Origin of the sequence: Phenylobacterium sp. (assembly GCF_036963605.1) — a bacterium.
Taxonomy (GTDB): Bacteria; Pseudomonadota; Alphaproteobacteria; order Caulobacterales; family Caulobacteraceae; genus Phenylobacterium.
Genome location: NZ_JBALUY010000017.1, coordinates 25,903 through 45,564, shown reverse-complemented (window position 1 = coordinate 45,564; position 19,662 = coordinate 25,903). Strand labels below are relative to the sequence as shown.

12 protein-coding genes are annotated in these 19,662 nt (G+C 66.9%); 6 read left to right on the top strand and 6 right to left on the bottom strand.

Features of this window, described 5'->3' with window-relative positions:
* Positions 1-116: 116 nt before the first annotated feature.
* Entirely contained in the window at positions 117-659 is a 543-nt protein-coding gene (locus tag V7702_RS05100; RefSeq protein WP_335649060.1) for an RNA polymerase sigma factor, read from the bottom strand.
* A 205-nt stretch (positions 660-864) separates the two neighbouring features.
* On the opposite strand from V7702_RS05100, the gene V7702_RS05095 reads away from it, so the two are divergent.
* The 4 genes from V7702_RS05095 to V7702_RS05080 all read left to right on the top strand — a co-directional run bounded on the left by V7702_RS05095 (position 865) and on the right by V7702_RS05080 (position 9,338).
* A complete protein-coding gene (locus V7702_RS05095) occupies positions 865-3,786 on the top strand; it encodes a TonB-dependent receptor domain-containing protein (protein ID WP_335649059.1) in 2,922 nt (973 codons plus the stop codon).
* Between the two features lie 30 nt (positions 3,787-3,816).
* Complete coding sequence (locus V7702_RS05090) at positions 3,817-4,782, top strand: glycerophosphodiester phosphodiesterase family protein (protein WP_335649058.1); 966 nt, start codon at positions 3,817-3,819, stop codon at positions 4,780-4,782.
* Positions 4,783-5,215: 433 nt separating this feature from the next.
* Complete coding sequence (locus tag V7702_RS05085) at positions 5,216-8,008, top strand: M14 family metallopeptidase (protein ID WP_335649057.1); 2,793 nt, start codon at positions 5,216-5,218, stop codon at positions 8,006-8,008.
* Positions 8,009-8,102: 94 nt separating this feature from the next.
* Entirely contained in the window at positions 8,103-9,338 is a 1,236-nt protein-coding gene (locus V7702_RS05080) for a pyridoxal phosphate-dependent aminotransferase (protein WP_335649056.1), read from the top strand.
* Positions 9,339-9,380: 42 nt separating this feature from the next.
* On the opposite strand, the gene V7702_RS05075 is transcribed toward V7702_RS05080, so the two are convergent.
* From V7702_RS05075 to V7702_RS05055, 5 genes are all read right to left on the bottom strand, one after another.
* A complete protein-coding gene (locus tag V7702_RS05075; RefSeq protein WP_335649055.1) occupies positions 9,381-10,598 on the bottom strand; it encodes an OprO/OprP family phosphate-selective porin in 1,218 nt (405 codons plus the stop codon).
* Positions 10,595-13,372: a M14 family metallopeptidase gene (locus tag V7702_RS05070; protein ID WP_335649054.1), complete on the bottom strand. Its 2,778-nt coding sequence runs from the start codon at positions 13,370-13,372 to the stop codon at positions 10,595-10,597. The genes V7702_RS05075 and V7702_RS05070 overlap by 4 nt, the downstream gene beginning before the upstream one ends.
* Positions 13,373-13,536: 164 nt before the next feature.
* Entirely contained in the window at positions 13,537-13,767 is a 231-nt protein-coding gene (locus V7702_RS05065; RefSeq protein WP_335649053.1) for a FecR/PupR family sigma factor regulator, read from the bottom strand.
* Positions 13,724-14,353, bottom strand: a complete 630-nt coding sequence (locus V7702_RS05060) for an RNA polymerase sigma factor (RefSeq protein ID WP_335649052.1) — start codon at positions 14,351-14,353, stop codon at positions 13,724-13,726. Before V7702_RS05060 ends, V7702_RS05065 begins: the two co-directional genes overlap by 44 nt.
* Before the next feature lie 181 nt (positions 14,354-14,534).
* The gene (locus V7702_RS05055; protein ID WP_335649051.1) at positions 14,535-15,851 is read right to left on the bottom strand and encodes a dicarboxylate/amino acid:cation symporter; all 1,317 of its coding nucleotides are present in this window, start codon (positions 15,849-15,851) and stop codon (positions 14,535-14,537) included.
* A gap of 353 nt (positions 15,852-16,204) precedes the next feature.
* Here V7702_RS05055 and V7702_RS05050 point away from each other — a divergent pair, with 353 nt between their 5' ends.
* Together V7702_RS05050 and V7702_RS05045 are read left to right on the top strand one after the other, a co-directional pair.
* Positions 16,205-18,505, top strand: a complete 2,301-nt coding sequence (locus V7702_RS05050; protein WP_335649050.1) for a TonB-dependent receptor — start codon at positions 16,205-16,207, stop codon at positions 18,503-18,505.
* A 226-nt stretch (positions 18,506-18,731) separates the two neighbouring features.
* Complete coding sequence (locus V7702_RS05045; RefSeq protein WP_335649049.1) at positions 18,732-19,625, top strand: LysR substrate-binding domain-containing protein; 894 nt, start codon at positions 18,732-18,734, stop codon at positions 19,623-19,625.
* The last annotated feature ends 37 nt before the right edge of the window (positions 19,626-19,662 follow it).

Sequence of the window (19,662 nt, the reverse complement as noted above, 5' to 3'; positions counted from 1 at the left end):
GGCGGCCTCGTCGGCGGGCGACCAGCCGGCGCCGCTCCTGGCCAGCCAAAGGGCGGCGGCGGCGTTGACGGCGTCCTCGGCCGAGCCGATATCGCGAAAGACCGGGTGCGGGAGGCTCATCGCAAGCGCCGCGCCAGGTGCGCCGCGGCGCGGATGACATGCTTTTCGACTGCGCTCACCGAGACGCCCAGCCGTTTCGCAATCTCCGCCTGCCGCATTTTCTCAACCCGAAATAGAATGAAGATGTCCCGCGTGCGCTCGGGCAACTCTCCGAGCGCGGCCAGCGCCTGACGCAGACGCTCCCGTTCTATCAGGACGGTTTCGGCCGACGAATCCTCAGAGGCCAGATCGAAAGGGGCCTCGCCGGCCACCAGGAGATCGAGGCTGACGTGCCGTCCGGCATGCCGCGCCGCCCGGGCGCGCGCCCGGTCGCGGGCCAGATTGGCCGCGATGGTGAACACATAGGCCTCGGCTGAACGCACGTCGGTCTCGCCCCCGCGGCGCATGGCGCGGACGAAGACTTCCTGGGTCATGTCCTCGGCTTCTGCGGGGTCGGCCGAGCGCCGGCGGAAGTAGGCCATGAGGGGTTTGCGCAGCCGTTCGCTGAGCTCGGCGAGGCCGTCGCCGACGATCGTGGGCGGGTGGAGATCGCTTTTCAAGGTCACCGAAACGCAGGCCCCAGCGTCGTGCGGCCGAGGGTGCGGAAGAGGTCACGGCCACCGCGGCGCGCCCCGCTCATTCCATTTCTGTGTGACAGTTTTCGCAGCGGACGGCGGAAAAAAACCGGTGAGGATTCCCTGAACCGCCTCGTCCTGCCCAGTGACGCCCCAAGCTGGAATTGGGGCCAAACGGGGGATTATCTGGATGAAATTCTGCAAAGCGCCGCTGCTGTGCGCAGCCTCGACCCTGGCCGTCAGCTGGGCCGCCGCCGCCGAGGCCCAGGACCTGGAGACCGCCGCCGCGCCGATCGAAATCGGCGAGGTGATCGTCACCGGCTCCCGCATCGTGCGGAAGGACTATGTGGCCGAAAGCCCCATCGTGACCCTGGAGCGCGGCGTTCTGGACGCGGCGGGGCCGGTTTCGCTGGACATGACGCTGAACCAGCTGCCGCAGTTCGCGGCCAATGCCGGCGCCAACTCCACCAGCCAGGCCCGCGGCGGCCGCGCCAACGCCAACCTGCGCGGGCTGGGCGCCGTGCGAACCCTGGTCCTGCAGGACGGGCGTCGCATGCAGCCCTCCGATCCCCTGGGCGGGATCGACCTCAACACCATCTCCGGCGCGCTCCTGCAGAATGTGGAGGTCATCACCGGCGGCGCCTCGGCGGTCTATGGATCGGACGCCATCGCCGGCGTCGTCAACTTCCGCCTGAACGACCGCTTCACCGGCCTGGTGGCGGACGCCCAGTATGGCGCCACCGAGCGGGAGGACGGCGAGACCCTCGATGTCAGCCTCGCCGCCGGCGGTCCGATCGCCGACGGGCGCGGCCACGCCATGTTCTCGGCCTCCTACATGGATCGGCAGCGGGTGAACCGGGGCAGCCGCGACTTCTTCGCCGACGGCGGCATCACCTCGGTCCTCCCAAGCGGCCTGATCTATCCCGACGCCGCCAATCTGCCGACCCAGGCGGCGGTCAGTGGGGTGTTCGCGTCCTACGGCGTGACGGGCTCGGTGCTGCGCAGCGCCGCCTTCAGCCGCAACACCGACGGCACCCTGTTCACCATCACCAACCCGATCCAGAACTTCCGCTTCCCGGAGGACGGCCTCTACACGATCACCGCCAACAATCAGGTGGCGCTGCCGATCGGCGAGTTCGCCCCGCTGCTCCAGCCGCTGGAGCGCCAGACCCTGTTTGGGCGGGTGAGCTATGATCTGACCGAGGACGTGGAGGCCTACGGCCAGTTCAACTACACCCACTATACCGCCGACCAGACCTGGTATGGCCGCAACCAGGCCATCACCCGCGACGTCTATGTGCCGGTCACCAATCCCTTCCTGCCCCAGGGACTGAAGACCATCGCCGCCTCGCGGCCCAACCCGAACGCGCCGCTACTGCTGTATTTCAACACGGGCCGCTATTCGCCGGACGTCGTCGAGAACACCTACAATGTCAGTCAGGTGCTCGGCGGCCTGCGCGGCGACCTGGACATCATCGACGGCGGCTGGGACGTCTATGCCAGCTTCGGCCGCACCGAGCAGAACACCCGCATGGGCGGCTACATCGACCGCGCGGCCTTTCTCTCCCTGGTGGAGGCGCCGGACGGTGGCGTGAGCCTCTGTCAGGGCGGCCTTGACCCGCTGGCCTTCGACCGCCCCTCGCAGGACTGCCTCGACTACCTGCTGCGGGAGATGCACGAGTCGACCGAGCTGCAGCAGACCGTCGCTGAAGGCAGCCTGCAGGGCCGGGTTTTCGATCTCCCGGCCGGCGAGGTCCGCTTCGCCAGTGGTCTCAGCTACCGCAAGAACACCTACGAATTCTCGCCGGACGCTCAGCGGCGGACGGGGGCGGTCCTGGCGACCAGCCTGTCCAGCCCGACCCTCGGAAAGACCTCATCGACGGAGTTCTTCCTTGAGATCCTGGTGCCCATCGCCCGCGACCTGCCGCTGATCCGCAGCCTCGACCTCGACCTGGCCTACCGCTACTCCGACTACGACTCCGTCGGCGGCGTGCACACCTACAAGGGGGGCGCCAACTGGGAGCTGACCGACAGCTTCAGCGTCCGCGGCGGCTATCAGCGCGCCATCCGGGCGCCCTCCGTCGGCGAGTTGTTCCAGCCTTCGGAACAAAGCGGGACGACCGTCGGCCGGATCTCGGCCGGCCTGGGCGATCCCTGCGATGTCGCCAGCGCCTATCGCACCGGTCCGCAGGCCGCCCAGGTCAAGGCGCTGTGCCTGGCCACCGGGGTGCCCCAGACGATCATCGACACCCACCGCTTCGCCGGCACGTCGGTGCAGTCGGAGGTGTCAGGCAACCGCAACCTGATCGAGGAGACGGCCGACTCCTACACCGCTGGTCTCGTCTGGCGTTCGCGCTTCGACAATCCGCTGCTCAGCGGCCTGACCGCGTCGCTGGACTATTACGAGATCAAGATCACCGATGCGATCGGTCTCATCACCGGCGACGTCATCGCCCAGCGCTGCTTCAACGGCGATAACGCTTCGAACCCCACCTACGACCCGCAGAACTACTATTGCCAGCTGATCAACCGCGGGGCCTCGGGCGGCTTTTCGACCATCACCACGCCGCTCCTGAATCTGGCCGGCTACGAGATCGCCGGCGCCGATCTGCAGGTGGACTGGAGAGCTGAACTCAGAGACTTCGGCTGGGCCGACGCGCCTGGCGAACTCGGCCTGAACCTCATTGTCTCCTACACCGACAAGTACGCCATCCAGACCCTCGCCGGCGGCGCCTTCGTCGACTATGCCGGCACGATCGGCAACGCCCAGATCAGCGCCGACGCCATCTCCCATCCCGCCTGGAAGGTGAACACCAGCGTCGACTACAAGATCGGCCAGGCCCGGCTCAATCTGCGCTGGCGCTGGATCGACAGCATGGACAACTCGGCCAATGTCGGCGCCGCCGTCGCCAGCGCGCCTGGCGTCAAGGCCATGGACTATTTCGACCTCAGCGGAACCTACCGGCTGAACGAGCGGGTCGAGGTCAGGGGCGGCGTTCTGAACATCGCCGACCGCCAGCCGCCGGCCTGGACCGGGGAGGGCGCCACCGACGCGGCCCTCTACGACGTGCTCGGCCGCCGCTTTTACGCAGGCGTCAAGCTCAGCTTCTAGCCTCCCTCGAACGCCCCAAGGAGAATGACCATGACTCAGACGAAGCGAGCCGCCGCCCTGGTCGGCGCGGCCCTGATCGCCCTGGCCGGCGCCGCCCAGGCCGCCCCCGCCAGCCCCGCCAAGACGCCGACGGCGGCCGGCATTCTGAAGGCGGCCGAAGGGCGGCTGCCGCAACTGCTGGCCTGCCTGCGCGACCAGAAGGTCGCCCTGGTGGGCGCCCACCGTGGCGGGCCGCTGGCCGAGCACCCTGAGAACGCCCTTGTCACCATGGACTACACCACGTCCCTCGCGCCGGTCTTCATCGAGACCGACGTGCAGCAGACCTTCGACGAGGTCCTCTTCATGAACCACGACGCCGTGCTGGACCGGAACACCACCGGCCACGGCGTCATCGCCGAGCAGCGGTGGACCCAGATCTCCACCCTCAAGCAGCGCGATCCCACCGGACAGCCGACCGCCTCTTCCCCGCCCAGGCTGGCGGACCTGCTCAAATGGGCCGATGGTCGGGTTCTGCTGCTTCTCGACGTCAAGCCACAGACCGACGCCGACCTGCTGATGGCCGAGGTGAGCAAGGCCGGCGCCGATGGCCGGGTGATGTTCCTCGCCTATACTGTTCGCCAGGCCAAGGCGATGAAGGCGCTGCGTCCCAACGCCGTGCTGGCCATTCCCATGTTTGATCGGGACATGCTCCAGGAGGCCAAGGCCGCCGGGCTGATCGGACCGAGCACCATCGCCATGGTTCGGCCGGCCAATGTCGACGCCAGGTTCATCCCGGAGCTTGAGGCGCTGGGGATGACGGTGATGTCGGGAACCTACGGTGGGCCGCAGACGCCTGACGCCGTCTACCGGACGCCCGGCGACGCGGGCGCCTACCAGGCCCTGGCGGCGTCCGGTCCGCGGCTCATCGTTTCCAATCGCCCGCTGGCGGCTGCGGAGGCCATGCTCGCCGATCCCACCTATGCCCAGCGGCTGGCCGTTTGCGGGGTGACGGGCTGATCCGCACGACGGCCAGGCGTCCTCTCGTCTGGCCGTCGATGACTTGGTGTTGAGGGGCCCTGCCTTTGGAACTCGCAGCTTGAGGTGGCTATCGATGGCGGGATCGCCGGGGGACAGGCGCCGCCTGCAGGTTGCCCTGGCCAGAGCAATGGCGCTCCTTTTCGGGTATTTCTAGCCGTCGGAGAACTGCTGGTAGGCGCACGGGTATGTCTAGAACCGGATGGTCATAAGATCTTATAATATATCCACAATTGCCAGATGTTTCGAGTCCCGCCGGGCCTGCTAGCGGAGCGGGGCCGTCACGGCCAGGCCAATGCGGGCTCATCCGCCGCCACACTTTTCTTATCGATCGCCAGAGAAGCGGTGACGGTTTTCCCTACGCTGCGTCTTCCCTTGGGAGGCCTGGAGCCTCATCGGGATTCAGGATCGTCTCATGCGTCAGCAGCACTTCGTCGCCACGGCCATTGGCCTGTCGCTTCTCGCCCAGGGCATGGCCTTCCCGGCGCTGGGCCAGACGTCGGGCGCCGTCGCGGCGACGCCTGCACGGCTGCCGGTCACCACGCCCAAGGCCGCCTACGGTTTCGGTATTGGCGATAACTATCACCTGGCCAACTACAGCCAGATGGCCAGCTACTGGCGCACCCTCGAGAGCCAGTCCGATCGCATGCGCGTAGTCTCCATGGGCAAGACGACCGAGGGCCGCGACCAGCTGATGGCCATCGTCTCGTCGCCGGACAATCTGGCGAACCTGGACCGCTATCAGGAGATCGCCCGCCAGCTCAGCCAGGTCGAGGGGCTGACCGACGCCCAGGCCCGGGAACTGGCCGCCGAGGGCAAGGCGGTGGTCTGGATCGACGGCGGCCTGCATTCCACCGAACAGGTCTCGACCCAGCAGCTGACCCAGACCCTCTACGAGATGGTCAGCGGGCAGGACCCCGAGACGCTGAAGATCCTGGACGACTGCATCATCCTCTTCGTGCACGCCAATCCGGACGGCAACGAGCTGGTCGCCGATTGGTACATGCGCAACCAGAAGCCCGAGGATCGCGAGTACGAAAGCCTGCCCCGGCTCTACAACTGGTATGTCGGTCACGACAATAACCGCGACTTCTTCATGTCGAACATGAAGGAGACGGTGAACATCAACCGGGTTCTCTATCGCGAGTGGTTCCCGCAGATCGTCTACAATCACCACCAGTCCGGCCCGGCCGGGACGGTGGTGTTCATCCCGCCGCACCGAAACCCCTACAACTACAACCTCAATCCCCTGGTTCTGACCGGCCTGGATTCGGTGGGCGCCCGGATGCTCGACAGGCTGATCGCTGAAGGGAAGCCCGGCGGCGTGCGGCGGGAATATGCGCCCTACACCAACTGGGCCGGCACGACGCTGCGCTCCAACGCCCTGTTCCACAATTCGATCGGGGTGATCACCGAGATCATCGGGGCGCCCAGTCCCGCTCAGCTTGAACTGGTGCCACGCCAGCAGTTGCCGACCAACGACAACCTGACGCCCATCCCGCCGCAGACCTTCACCTTCCAGGACGGCATTGACTATTCCGTCGCCCTGAACCGCGGGATGCTCAACTACGCGGCCAGCAACCGCGAGCACCTGCTGTATTCCATCTATCTGATGGGCAAGCAGAACATCGCCCTGGGCCAGAAGGACCACTGGACGATCAATCCGCGCAGCATCGCGGCTCTCGAGGCCGCCGCCGAGGGCGGGACCTACCGCCAGGGCGTGCCGCGCTGGGGCATGGGCTTCGCCGCCGACGCCATCGACCCGTCCCTGTACGACCAGGTGATCCGCGAGCCCGAGACGCGCGATCCACGGGGCTACATCCTCAGCGCCGACCAGCCGGATTTCCCCTCGGTGGTCATCTTCATGAACGCCCTGATCAAGAGCGGCCTGCAGGTCGATCGCGCGACCGAGGCCTTCACCGTGGGGGGCAAGACCTATCCCGCCGGCTCCTTCGTGGTGAAGACCGCCCAGCCCTATCGCGCCCAGGTCATGGATATGTTCGAGGCGCAGTTTCACCCCGACAACATTCCCTATCCCGGCGCCGATCCGATCCCGCCCCACAATGTCACCGGTTACACCCTGGCCTATCAGATGGGGGTCGAGTTTGACCGCGTCCTCGACGGCTTCGAGGCGCCGACCGCGCGCGTGCCGGACGTCCTGGCCCCGCCGCCGGGCCGCATCGTCGGCGTCGGCGCCGCCGGCTATGTGGTCAGCCACGAGGCCAACAACGCCTTCCTGGTCCAGAACCGCCTGCTGAAGGCCGGCCTCTCGGTCGAGTGGCTCACCGAGGCGGTGGAGGCGGGCGGCGAGTCGTTCGCGCCCGGCGCACTGTGGATCCCCGAGGCTCCCGGGGTTCGCGCAACCCTGGAAGGCGCCCTGCGCGATGCGGGCCTTGACGCCTATGCGGTGGCCCGGAAGCCGGATGCGCCGGCCCTGCCGATGAAGCCGATCCGCATCGGCCTGGTCGACCTGTATGGCGGGGTGATGCAGTCGGGTTGGAATCGCTGGCTCTTCGAATCCTACGAGTTCCCCTTCGAGGTGATCTTCCCGCAGCAGCTCGACGCCGGTGGGCTGAAGGACAGGTACGACGTCCTGGTCTTCTCCGACGAAACCGTGCTGGAGCCGCCGGCTCCCGACCGTCCGCGCCGGGGCCAGCCGACGCCGGCCGCTATCCCGGCCGAATGGCGCGACAAGCTCGGCCATGTGACCGAGGAGAAGACCGTCCCGCGCCTGGCCGAGTTCGTGAAGGCCGGCGGCGCCATCGTCGCCATCGGCAGCGCCACGCAGCTTGCCGAAGACCTGGGCGTGCCCGTCACCGACGCCCTGGTGGACGCGAACGGCAAGCATCTGCCGCGTTCGGAGTTCTTCGTGCCGGGCTCGGTGATGGCCAACAAGGTCGACAACACCCAGCCCCTGGCCTTCGGCCTGCCCGAGGAGGTCAGCGTCTACTACTACAATAGCCCGGCCCTGAAGGCGGGGGAGGGGGCTAAGCCCATCGCCTGGTTCGACAGCGCCGAGAGCCTCCGCAGCGGCTGGGCCTGGGGGCAACAGCGCCTCGAAGGGGCCGCGTCCATCGTGGAGGCGCCGCTTGGCGCCGGGAAACTCTTCCTGATGGGGCCGGAAGTCACCCAGTTGGGCCAATCCCAGGGCACCTACAAGTTCCTCTTCAACGGCCTCTACTACGGGCCGGCGAGCGCGGGCCGCTAGTCGGTACGGGCAATTCCCTGGCGGGGGCGACGTCCCACGCCAGGGCGCAGCCCCGGCCCCTTTCACGCCTTTCCGAACAGTGGAGCGTACGTCTTTGAGTCCCTCGTCCCTTCGCGTGGCCACGCGCCTGAAGAGCATCAAGGTTTCCCCGATCCTGACGTTGTCGCAGCGGGCCCGCGACCTACGCGCGGCCGGCCGCGACATCATCGACCTGACCGTCGGCGAACCCGACTTCGACACGCCCGAGGAGATCAAGGCGGCGGCCAAGGCCGCGATCGACCGCGGCCAGACCAAGTACACGGCCCTCAACGGCGCGCCGGAGCTCCTGGCCGCCATCGCTGATCGGATGATCGATCGGGGGATGAATCTCGCCGACCAGTCGATCATCGCCTGCGCCGGCGCCAAGCAGGTGATCAGCCACGCCCTGGAGGCGACCCTGGAGGATGGGGACGAGGTCATCCTGCCGGCGCCCTACTGGACCTCCTATCTCGACATGGTGCGTCTGAAGGGCGGCGAGCCGGTGGCGGCGTCCGGTCGCCACGATCCCCGCAGCGGCTGGCGCCTGGACGCCCGGTCGATCGAGGCGGCGATCACGCCTCGGACCCGGTGGCTGATCCTCAATACGCCGAACAATCCCACAGGCGTGGCGGCTACCGACGAGGAGCTGGCCGACGTCGCCGACGTCCTGCGCCGTCATCCTCAGGTCTGGCTGATGTGCGACGACATCTATGAGGACCTGGTCTATGGCCGCCGCGCCCGGCCGCTGCTGGTCAGCCATCCCGACCTCGCCGAGCGGGCCCTGGCGGTCAACGGGGCCTCCAAGGCCTACGCCATGACCGGTTGGCGGATCGGCTGGGGGGCGGGGCCCTCGGATCTGATCGCCGCCATGAGCGTCGTGCAGAGCCAGACGACCTCGGCGCCGTCATCGATCAGCCAGGCCGCCGCCCTGGCGGCCCTGACCGGCTCCCGGGCCTCGGTGGAGTCGATGCGTTCGGCTTTCCGCAGCCGGCGGGACCTGCTGGTCTCGCTGCTCAATGAGGTGTCGGGCATGAGCTGCCCGCTGCCGGATGGCGCCTTCTACGCCTTCCCCTCCGTCCGCGGCCTGATCGGCGCGCGCACGATGAAGGGCGAGATGCTGGCTTCGGATATCGATATCTCGACCTACCTGCTGGAGAGCGCGGGGGTGGCGACGGTGCCGGGCACCGTCTTCGGCGTTTCGGGCTATCTGCGGCTGTCCTTCGCCGCCAAGGCCGAGACCCTGGTCGAGGCGTGCGCCCGCATCGGCGCGGCCTGTGTCGCCGTAACGTCGGTGACGGCGACACAGGCCTGAGGGCTTGCCTGGCCAGGGGGTGAACCCGGCCAGGGCCCTGCATCAGAAGGCTATCTGCAGGCGGGCCAGGACCGCGTCGCCGGCGTCGCGCCGGAGGCCGGCGACTGTGCGGTTCTCCACCTGCCAATGGCTGGCGTTGAGCATCAGTCGCGCCCAGGATTCCAGCCGCCAGTTCAGGCCCACGGTCACGTCGTCGCCGGCGCCGCCCAGGGGCGCGTCGCGGTTGTCCAGCCTCTGCACCCGGCCGGTGAGCTCCAGGCTGCCCAGGCCGCCGCGGGACAGGGGGGCTGTGGGCGCGCGGCGCACGAAGGTTCCGCTGCGGGCGCCGTAGGGCGCCGGGTCGCCGGTCAGCATCCAGCCGGCCGAGAGGGTCCAGGCCCGGACCTCGGCGCTCAGACTGGCGGTCTCGATCCGGCGTTGGCCAAACTCCAGGAAGGCCCAGGTCGGTCCGCGCACGGCGCCGATCTCGCCGCCGAGGCCATCGGCCCGCCTGGGATCGACTAGGCTTCCCAGGGCGACCTGGACGTGGTCATTGACCGGGCTCACCCAGTTGGTGTTGCGCGACAGCCGCTTCAGATCCGGGGTGAAATCCTCATGGAACCCCCAGGCGCCAAGGTGGATGAGCCCTTCGCCGGAGCGGACAGGGTTCCAGTGACCTCGCACGGTGGTGGTCACCGCGCCTTCGGTGAGTTCCGGGCGGTTGACGTCGTCGCCGGCCACCTGGCCCGCCAGGTGCCAGTTGTCGGCGAACAGCTTGGCTGACAGGCCCATGCCATAGAGCCCCTTCTGGGGCGCCAGGGCGCCGGCCACGGCGTTGCGCTCGATGAAGGGAAGGCCCTCCGATGAGCTCGATCCCTCCAGACCGCGCTCGGTGAGGCGATTGCCCAGGGTGATCTCAAGATCTCCGGCCGGGGTGGGCTCGCTCCAGGCCAGGTAGGCGCTGCGCAGGGCCGGCTCGTCGCCGGCGAAGTCGGCCACCAGGGTGAAGGTCACCCTGTCAACGGCGCCTTCCACGCCGAAATAGAGGGTGCGGATGTCGTGCGCGCCGGCGTTGCGGGCTGGGTCGTCGGAACCGGAGATGCTCGCGCCGTCCAGGAAGATGCGGGCCTTGGGCCTGATCTGAACACGGCCGCCGGCGGACTCGTACTTCAGGGCGTCCAGGCTGATCGTCTGAGACGCCGCAACGGCCGGGACCGCCAGAAGGCAGGCCCCGGCCGCAAGAACAAGGCGCAGGCGAGGACGAGCCTCGCCTCGCCTCACCGACCGGCCCCGGCGGGGCTCGCGCCGCTCTGGGCCGCCGCGGCCGGTCCGTAGAACAGGCCGTTGAACAGGAACTTGTAGGTTCCGTGGGACTGGCCCCGCTGGGTCACTTCCGGGCCCATCAGGAACACCTTGCCGCGGCCAAGGTCGGCTTCGACGATGGAGCTGGCGCCGTCGAGCTTGGCCTGGCCCAGGGCCCAGCCGCTGATCATCGTGTCAGGACCAGGGAAGCTGGCCACGGTCCGGACGCCGTCGGCGCCCGGGGCGACCTTGAAGGCCGGGCTGTTGTAATAATAGACCTTTACCTCCTCGGTCATGCCGTAGGCCAGGGGATCGCTGACATCGACCACATTGGTCATGATGGCCCCGGGGACGAAGAACTCGGTCCGTGGCAGATGCTCGCCCTGGGCGTTGACCAGCGCGTCCTGCACCGGGAGGCCGAGGTCCTGGGCCAGGCGGGTTGAGCTGCCGATCGCGATCAACGCGCCCCCCTGCCGAACGAAGCGATCCAGCTGCGGCACGGTGGTTTCAGGCGTGATCTTGCCGAGCCAGCCGCGGAATTCGGCCGGGATCGAGGCCGCATCCGGCTGGCCCCGTTCGCGGCGTGGATCGGACGGGATGACGTCGTTGGCGAAGACGATGACGTCATACTTGGCGTTGAGGTTTCCGGCGTCCAGGCCTTGAGGATAGACCACCTCATAGGGGAACTCGAACTGCTCGAAGATCCAGCGGATCCAGCCCGACGGCATGACGCCGCCATAGGTGTCCACAAGGGCGATGCGCACCGGCTTGATCGGCAAGGTGGGGGACGCCGGCTGGGCGGCGGCGGCATAAGCATTAACCCCCGTGTCGCGGACCGCGTCTTCCAGCAGTTCGCGAACGCCGTCGCCGGCCGGGACCCAGAAGGCGCCCGGGGCGAAGGTCTCGCCGCCGTGGACGACTTCCGAAGTCAGCCAGAAGACCGGCTTGCCGGCCGCCAGCAGGCGGTTCTGGATGATGAAGGCGTTGTTGGTCTCGTGGCTGATCAGATAGCCGCCGGCGCCCTGGCCGAGGATGCGGCCCGGGGGCGGGGCGATCACGTCGGCGACCGGTTCCACTGGGGCCTCGAACCCGTCGAGGATGCGGTCGAAGTCCACGCCCATCTGGTAGGCCAGGGTGTAGCCGGCGACGTCATAGGGCGGGATCGGCGGGCCGCCCGGATAGGGGAAGTCGTCGGGATGGTTTTGCGGCTCGAAGATGTCGAGCACGGTGGAGCGGTAGGCCTGGCCGGTCTTCACCACATAGGAGCCGGCGGGATAGGTCTTGCCGCCGACGGTGAACGACCGGGTGGCCCGGTCCACGTCAACCCCGCCCTTGATCAGCACATTGACCAGGGCCACAGCCGTCGGAAGGTCGGCTTGGTCGGCAGGGATGATGTAGCCGCGGGGATCGCGGTCCGCGGGCGCGCGCAGCGTAGAGAACAGGGCCGGATCGACCGCCTCTGACCGCCGCCAGGTGTCCCCGGTGGGCTTGAAGGGCGGCGCAGCCTCAACGGCGGCCTCGAGCTTGGCGATGTCCGTGGGCGTGATGGTCCAGGAGTCCCGCTGGCCCTTCTCGATGCCGTTCCGCCCCATGCGGTACATGCCGAACAGCAGGTTTTCACGATTGCGGGACGCGAAGTCGAGCACCGCGCGGTTCATGCTGACCGAATAGGCGATGGGCTGGTGAAAGCGCCATTCCTGCGGTGCGATGGGCATGGGCAGGTCGTTGCGGGCGATCTGGTTCTTGGGCAGCAGGTCGATGGTCATCGGCGTCGGGGAGCCGGTGATCTCCGTCAGGATGCCGATGGCGTTGTGGAAGAGGGCCGTCGATCTCAGGGTGGCGTTGGTCCAGTTGGAATAGGTGGCGACGCTGCGGCGGCCAGATCCCGGCTTGCCCTCGCGGATCAGCCGGTCGGTCATGGCCGCGCCGACCCCGTCCAGCCCGGTGATGACCATGGGCTCGAGGTTGTAGTTGTAGGGGTCTCGGAAGGGCGGGATGAACACGACCATGCCGGGAGGCCCCGCCTGGTGGTGATTATAGACGATCTGGGGAAACCACTCCCGATAGAGCACCCGGTTGATATTGATGTTCTCGGGTTGGTTCGACATCAGGAAGTCGCGGTTGTTGTCGTGGCCGACATACTTTTGATAGAGCCGCGGAATGTCGCCGAAGCTGCGCTCGGCGGGATCGGACTTGCGCATGTACCAGTCTGAAACCAGCTCCATGCCGTCGGGATTGGCCGGCACGAACAGGATGATGTTGTCCTGCAGGAAGCGCTTGGTCTCGGCGTCCTGTCCGCTGACCATCTCATAGAGCGTCTGGGTCAGCTGCTGCGCGCCGACGGTCTCGGTGGCGTGGAGGCCGCCGTCGATCCACACCACCGTCTTGCCCTCGGCGGCAAGGGCCTTGGCCTGGGCCTCGGTCAGATCCTTGGCCTTGGCCAGGCGGCGGGAAATGCCCTTGTAATGGTCGAGCTGGGCGAGGTTTTCCGGGGCCGAGACGATGGCCATCAGCTGGTCGCGCCCCTCGGCGCTCTTGCCGATGGTGGTCAGCAGCATCCGGTCGGACTCACCGGCCAGCCGCTTCCAGTAGGTTTCGAGCTGGGTGTAGTCGGCGAGCTTGTAGTCGTCGCCGATATCGAATCCGAACACCGTGCGGGGCGGCGACACCGTCCCAGCGGTCTGCGCCTCCGCCCCTACGCCCGAAAGAAAGAGGGCCGTCCCAAGGACGGCCACAGCAAGTTTCCCACGCATCTCCACAACCCCAGTTCCATCGCCTGCGCGCCGTGCGCAGCCCATACAGGGGTAGACGCAGCCCGCCGGGACTTCGCCACCTGGGCGGCAGGATCGGGGGCCGCCGCCGTCCTTGGCGTCGGGCGCTCAACGGATCGGCGCCGGGACGTCGGGGGCGCCTGAGTTCAGGGCGTCTGTTTGCGCCGGCCTTCGACGGCGGCGCGGGCGCGCGCCCTCATGGCGCGGGCCAGTGGGTCCTCGGCGGCGTCGCCGAGATGAGTCCACAGCGCATTGACCTCATCCCAGGCCCACGCGTTTTCCGGCGATGCGCCGATCCACTGCTCGGCGGCGCCGCGGGTCTCAGGTGTGACGTCAGTTGACTGCAGACGCGCAAGCCATTCGGCGGCGGCGGCCAAGCACGCCGCGCTCGCAGGACTCGATGTCGGCTTGCGGTTCATGCCTCTCCAGGACCCGGGCCATCAGGTGGCGCATCGAACGCGTGACGTGCTTCTGAACGGCGCTGACGGAGATGTCGAGAAGCTCGGCCACTTCACTGTAGGACATGCCCTCCCATCGCAGAAGGATCAAGATGGTGCGGCTGCGCTCGGGCAGCTCCTCCATGGCCTGGAGCGTGGTCTTGAGCTGTTCCCGCGCCCGGAGAATCCGTTCGGGCGACATGTCGTCGGGCGGGTGATCATGTTCAAGCAGCTCGCAGTGGTCCTGGCGACGGCGGACCTGGTCGCGGCGGTAACGGTCGCGCAGGACGTTGCGGGCGACGCGGATCACGTAGTGCTCCAGATTGTCGATGCCGCTGGCGTCGCGGCCATGCATGCGGATCAACACCTCCTGGATGAGGTCGTCGACCTCGTCTTCCGGCGCCTTGTTTCGAAAAAAGGCGCGAAGGGAAGGGCGGAACGACAGCACCTCCCAAGCAGCGATATGATCTGAAGTCTGAATGCTGGTCTGTAAAGCGGACATCTCGCCCCCCGCAGAAGAAGTCACCTATTACCTAATGATGACTGTAATCCCGCGGTGACCCTAAGATAATGGCGACCACAATACGAAAATTCGTTATCTGCTTAGTTTTCTAACATCAGATGACGCCTTGGTGACGCCAGTTGATGATCGATTTTCATCGCCTCATGTCTTATGATCAACGTGTATTGATTTGAATTTCGCTCGTTCAAGTTGTGGGCTTGGCGAGGTAGATGTCGCGGTCGAGCTCGCCTTCCCATTTTGCGACGGTGACCGCCACGGCCAGGTCTGAGGTGCAGTTCGGCACGGTCCGCATCATGTCGAGGATCCGGTCGAACGGCAGGATGAAGCCGACCACCATGGCGGTCTGCTCGGGGCCGAGGCCCAGGGTCTGCAGCACTCCGGCCAGCAGGAACAATGAGGCTGATGGCACCGGCGCCGAGCCCACCGCGATGACGGCGATGGAGATGACCACCAGCAGGCCCTGCAACAGCGTCACCTCCACGCCGAAGGCCTGGGCGGCGAACATGGCCAGCAGGCCGACATACATGGCCGTTCCGTCCATGCTGATGGTCACGCCGATCGGCAGGCTGGTGGAGGCGACCACGCGGCTGACCCCCAGGTTTTCCTCGGCGACACGCATGACCACGGGCAGGGTCGCGGCGCTGGAGGAGGTCGAGAAGGCGACGACCACCGCGTCAGCGATGTCCCGCAGAAACGGCGTCACCGGCAGGCCGGCCGCCAGACGGATCAGCCCTCCATGGACCACCAGGACCTGCAGGGCGCACCCGGCGAGCACACAAATCGCCAGCAGGAAGACATGGATGAAGGCCGCCGGCCCGACCACGCCGGTCACCCAGGCGATCAGGGCGAAGACCCCGAAGGGCGCGACCTCCATCACCCCGCGGGTCATCTTCTGCATCACGTCGGCGAGCGCGGCGAAAGCCCTGGCCACCGGGCGGCCTGCTTCGCCGGCGGTGAGCACCGCCACGCCGAAGATGATGGCGAAGAAGATGACCGCCAGGATGTCGCCCTCGGCCAGGGCGGCCACAGGGTTCATCGGCACGATGGCCATGAACTGGTCGGTGAGGGAGAGGGGGGCGGTTACAGCCTGCGCCTCTGCCGGCTCGCCCAGCACCACGCCCACGCCCGGCTGCGCCAGCGCGCCCAGGCCAAGGCCAAGGGCCGCGCCGATCAGGGTGGTGACGAAGTAGAGGAACAGGGTCTTGGCCCCGATGCCGCCCAGGCGGCGGATGTCTCCCATGGAGACCACGCCAGCGACGATGGTGGCGAAGACTAGTGGCGTGACCAGCATCCGGATCAGCCGGATGAAGAGGTCGCCGATCCAGCGGATCTGTTCGGCCTGCTCCCCCAGCAGCAGGCCCGCGCCCACGCCGAGCGCCATGCCCAGAAAGATCCGCTTCCAGAGGGTCACCCCGAACCAGTAGGTTCCGAGGAAGGTCGACAGTCGGCCCCGCGGTCGCTCGTCTTCGACGGCCGCAGTCGGCAGGTCCAGCCTGGTCATCGCCGGACCATGGGGACGCTGGATGGATGGGACGTGACGAGAAGGCGGGCCGCAAAGCCCCGTTTAGTCTCGGACACGATCACCCCCGAACGAAAAACCCCTTGTTCGGATGGGAAGGTTTCACCCGATCGGCCATCCCCGAAAGCGATTTATTCTGTCCGCCTCATGACAAAACCGCATGGCGCCGGGCTCTTCGCGCGCGCGATTCCTAACCCCCGCATTGATCGCCGCGGCGCAAGTCCAGCGGCTCGGCCGTTGCGCGATCTTCGGATGTGTCGGTTTGTGCTGAGCCCGCGTCTTCCCTGCAGAGGCCCCACGAGCGGAGCCCTACGGCAGGACAAGGGGATAAGTTCATGCGCGGAATATCATCAGGACTTGGCGTCAAGCTCGGCCTCGTGGCCGGCGCGGCGATCGCGGCGCTTTCGGTGGGCGCGGCGTCAGCCCAGGAGGCCACCACCCAGGTCGACGAACTCATCGTCACGGCGACCCGGCGCGACACCACGGTGCAGACCACGCCGCTGGCCATCACCGCCCTGGGCGAAACCGCCCTGGAGAATATGGGCGCCACCGGACTGCAGGACATCACCTCCATGGTGCCCAGCCTGAAGATCGGCGGGGGATCGGACGGCGGCGGCCGCATCACCCTGCGGGGCATCCAGGCCTCCGGCGAAGCGACGGTCGGCCTCTATTACGACGAGACGCCGCTCACCGGCCCGTCCGACACCAGCCAGAATTCCGGCGGCCGCTCCCAGGACGGCAACCTGTTCGACGTCGAGCGGATCGAGGTCCTGCGCGGGCCCCAGGGCACCCTCTACGGCTCCGGCTCCATGGGCGGCACCGTGCGGGTCATCTTCAACAAGGCCGACACCCGGGAATATTCCGGCTCCGTGGACGTCATGGGCGCGGCCATGGAGGAGGGCGAGGCCAGTTACTACGCCAAGGGCGTGGTCAATGTGCCTCTGATCGAAGACAAGCTCGGCGCCCGCCTGGTCCTCTATGAAGAACAGCGCGGCGGCTTCATCGACAACATCCGTTACGGCGCCGAGGACATCAACGATCGCATCACTACCGGCGGTCGCGTCATGGTTACCGCCCTGCCGCTGGATAATGTCTCCTGGCACGGCATGTTCATGCGCCAGAAGACGGACTCGCCCGGCGGCGGCTCCACCTGGTATCCGTTGCTCGGCGAGAAGGAATACAGCACCGACCGCTATGTCATTCCGATCAACCGGGACGAGCTGACCCTCTATTCCAGCGACCTTGAATGGGATGTCGGGTTCGCCGACATCACCTGGGCGGCGGCCTATTACGAGTGGGATCAGGTCAACGCCAGCGACTACACCTATACGATGCTACGCAACTCGACGAGCGTGGCCAACTGCACAAACTGGTTCAACCTGTCGCTGGGCGTGCCGACCTCGTCGTGCAACAGCCAGCAACTCGCCCAGTTCACGGCCTTCGCCATCTCGCAGACGCCCACCACGCTTTACAAGCCGGCCTGGCTGCACACCTTCAACAGCGAACTGCGCATCAGCTCCAAGGGGGACTCGAAGCTTAACTGGACCTTCGGCGCCTTCATCGAGAAGCGCGAGGACTATGTGGACAGCACGCTGGCGGTGGTCGACTCCAGCACCGGGGTGATCGGCGTTCCGCCGACGATCTTCTTCCACCGCGACATCACCACCGAGACGGACCAGACGGCCCTGTTCGGCGACATCTCCTACGAGCTGATCGACGGCCTGACCTTCAATGTCGGTCTGCGGCAGTTCAAGTACGACAAGACCACGTTCGGCGAGACCGATATGCCCAACTGGGTGTCCGGCTCGCTGGTCGAGCCCTGGCGGAGCTCCAGCGCCGACGCCGAAGGTTGGCTGGAGAAGTACAGCGTCAACTACCAGCTCAATCCCGATCTGATGGTGTACGCCACTGCAGCCGAAGGCTTCCGTCCCGGCGGCGCGAACAACACGCCCAACCTGGAGCCCGAACTGGTGCCGTACGGGCCAGATGCGGTGTGGAACTACGAACTGGGCATAAAGACGTCCTGGTTCGATCGTCGGCTCACCCTCAATGCGGCCCTCTATCAGATCGACTGGAAAGATATCCAGACCTCGGCCCAGACGCTCAGCGGCTGCTGCAGCTTCATCGTCAACGCCGGCAAGGCGCGCATCCGCGGGGTCGAGTTCGAGTACATGGCGCGCCCGATGGCTGGCCTGTCGATCTCCGGCGGGCTCACCTTCTCCGAACCGGAACTCCTGGAAGACCAGCTGAACCCCAATATCCGCGACTCCACCTCGCTGGGGGACAAGGGCGACCAGATCCCGGACATCAGCAAGTTCTCGGCCTCGACCAGCGTCGACTATGTGTGGCCGGTTAACGACGCCTTCGATGGGATGCTGCGGCTGGACTACAGCTATATCGGCAAGTCCTATTCCCACTTCCGGCCGACCAATACCTACTATGAGAAGCAGGGCGACTTCGGTGTCGTGAACCTGCGGACGGGCCTGGAGGGATCGGACTGGGGCGCCTACGTCTTCGTCCGCAACGTCTTCGACATCTACGGGGCCTACTCGGTCAGCTCCGGCGCCGGGTCGGAGCAACTCGTCAACTCGACCCAGCCTCGGACCGTGGGCGTCAACCTTCGCAAGTCGTTCTAGCCCCCTCACGAACGACAGGCGCGGCCGCCGCCAATCCGACTGGCGGCGGCCTTGCGCTGTTCGTGTCTCAAGGCGCGCCTTGTTACACCCGTGGCGCCTGCAACGGCGGCACATGAGCACGGCTTCTGAACTTCTCACCCGGGCGCTGGGCGAAAGGGGGTCAATCTGCTGGCTTCCACCCCGGACGTGACGTCACGTGAGTTCTACGCATGACCTGTCAGTATCCATGTCCCGCCATTTTCTGCTTCCCTCCATCGGCGACCTGACGGCCTTCGAGGCCGCCGCTCGCCATGGCAGCTTCACCCGGGCGGCGGTGGAGCTGAACCTCACCCAGAGCGCCATCAGCCGCGCCGTGCGGATGCTGGAGGACCGGATCGACGTCGTCCTGTTCGAGCGGGTGCGCCAGAGAGTGGTGCTGACGGCGGCTGGGGTCGCCTATCTCAAAGAGGTGCAGCGCATCCTCACCGAGTTGCGCCAGGCGACCCACAAGGTGATGGCGTTCACCGAAGCCACCACAACGCTGAATATTGCGGTGCTGCCGACCTTTGCGACCCGCTGGCTCGTGCCGCGGCTGCCGACCTTCGTCGAGTCCCATCCCGACGTGACGCTCAACTTTTCGGGCCGGCTCGAGCCCTTCGATTTCGAGACGGAGATGTTTGACGCCGCCATCCACTACGGCGCGCCGACCTGGGCCTCGGCCCACTGCCACCACCTGATGAACGAGGTGACGGTGGTGGTGACCAGCCCGGAGTACCGGGCCGCCAGGCGCCTGCGTCAGCCCGAGGATCTTGAGCGGGCCACCCTCCTGCATCAGACGACGCGCGCCACGGCCTGGGCCGACTGGTGCGATGTGGCCGGCGTGGACCTCCCCGGGGTGAACCGCGGGCCGCGCTATGAGCAGTTCGCCATGATCGCCCAGGCCGCCGCGGCGGGTCTCGGCGCGGCGATCCTGCCGAAGGTGCTGATCGAGGACGAGCTGACCTCGGGGCGTCTCGTGACCCTGTTCGAAGACCAGCCGCTGAGCCTCAAGGCCTATTACTGGGTGGTGCCGGAGAATAGGGGCGCCTCCGAAGGCCTGCGAGCCTTCACCAACTGGATCATCGTCCAGGCCCATAGCTGATCGGGCCGCTCTAGCCGTCCAGTATGGAACGACGAAC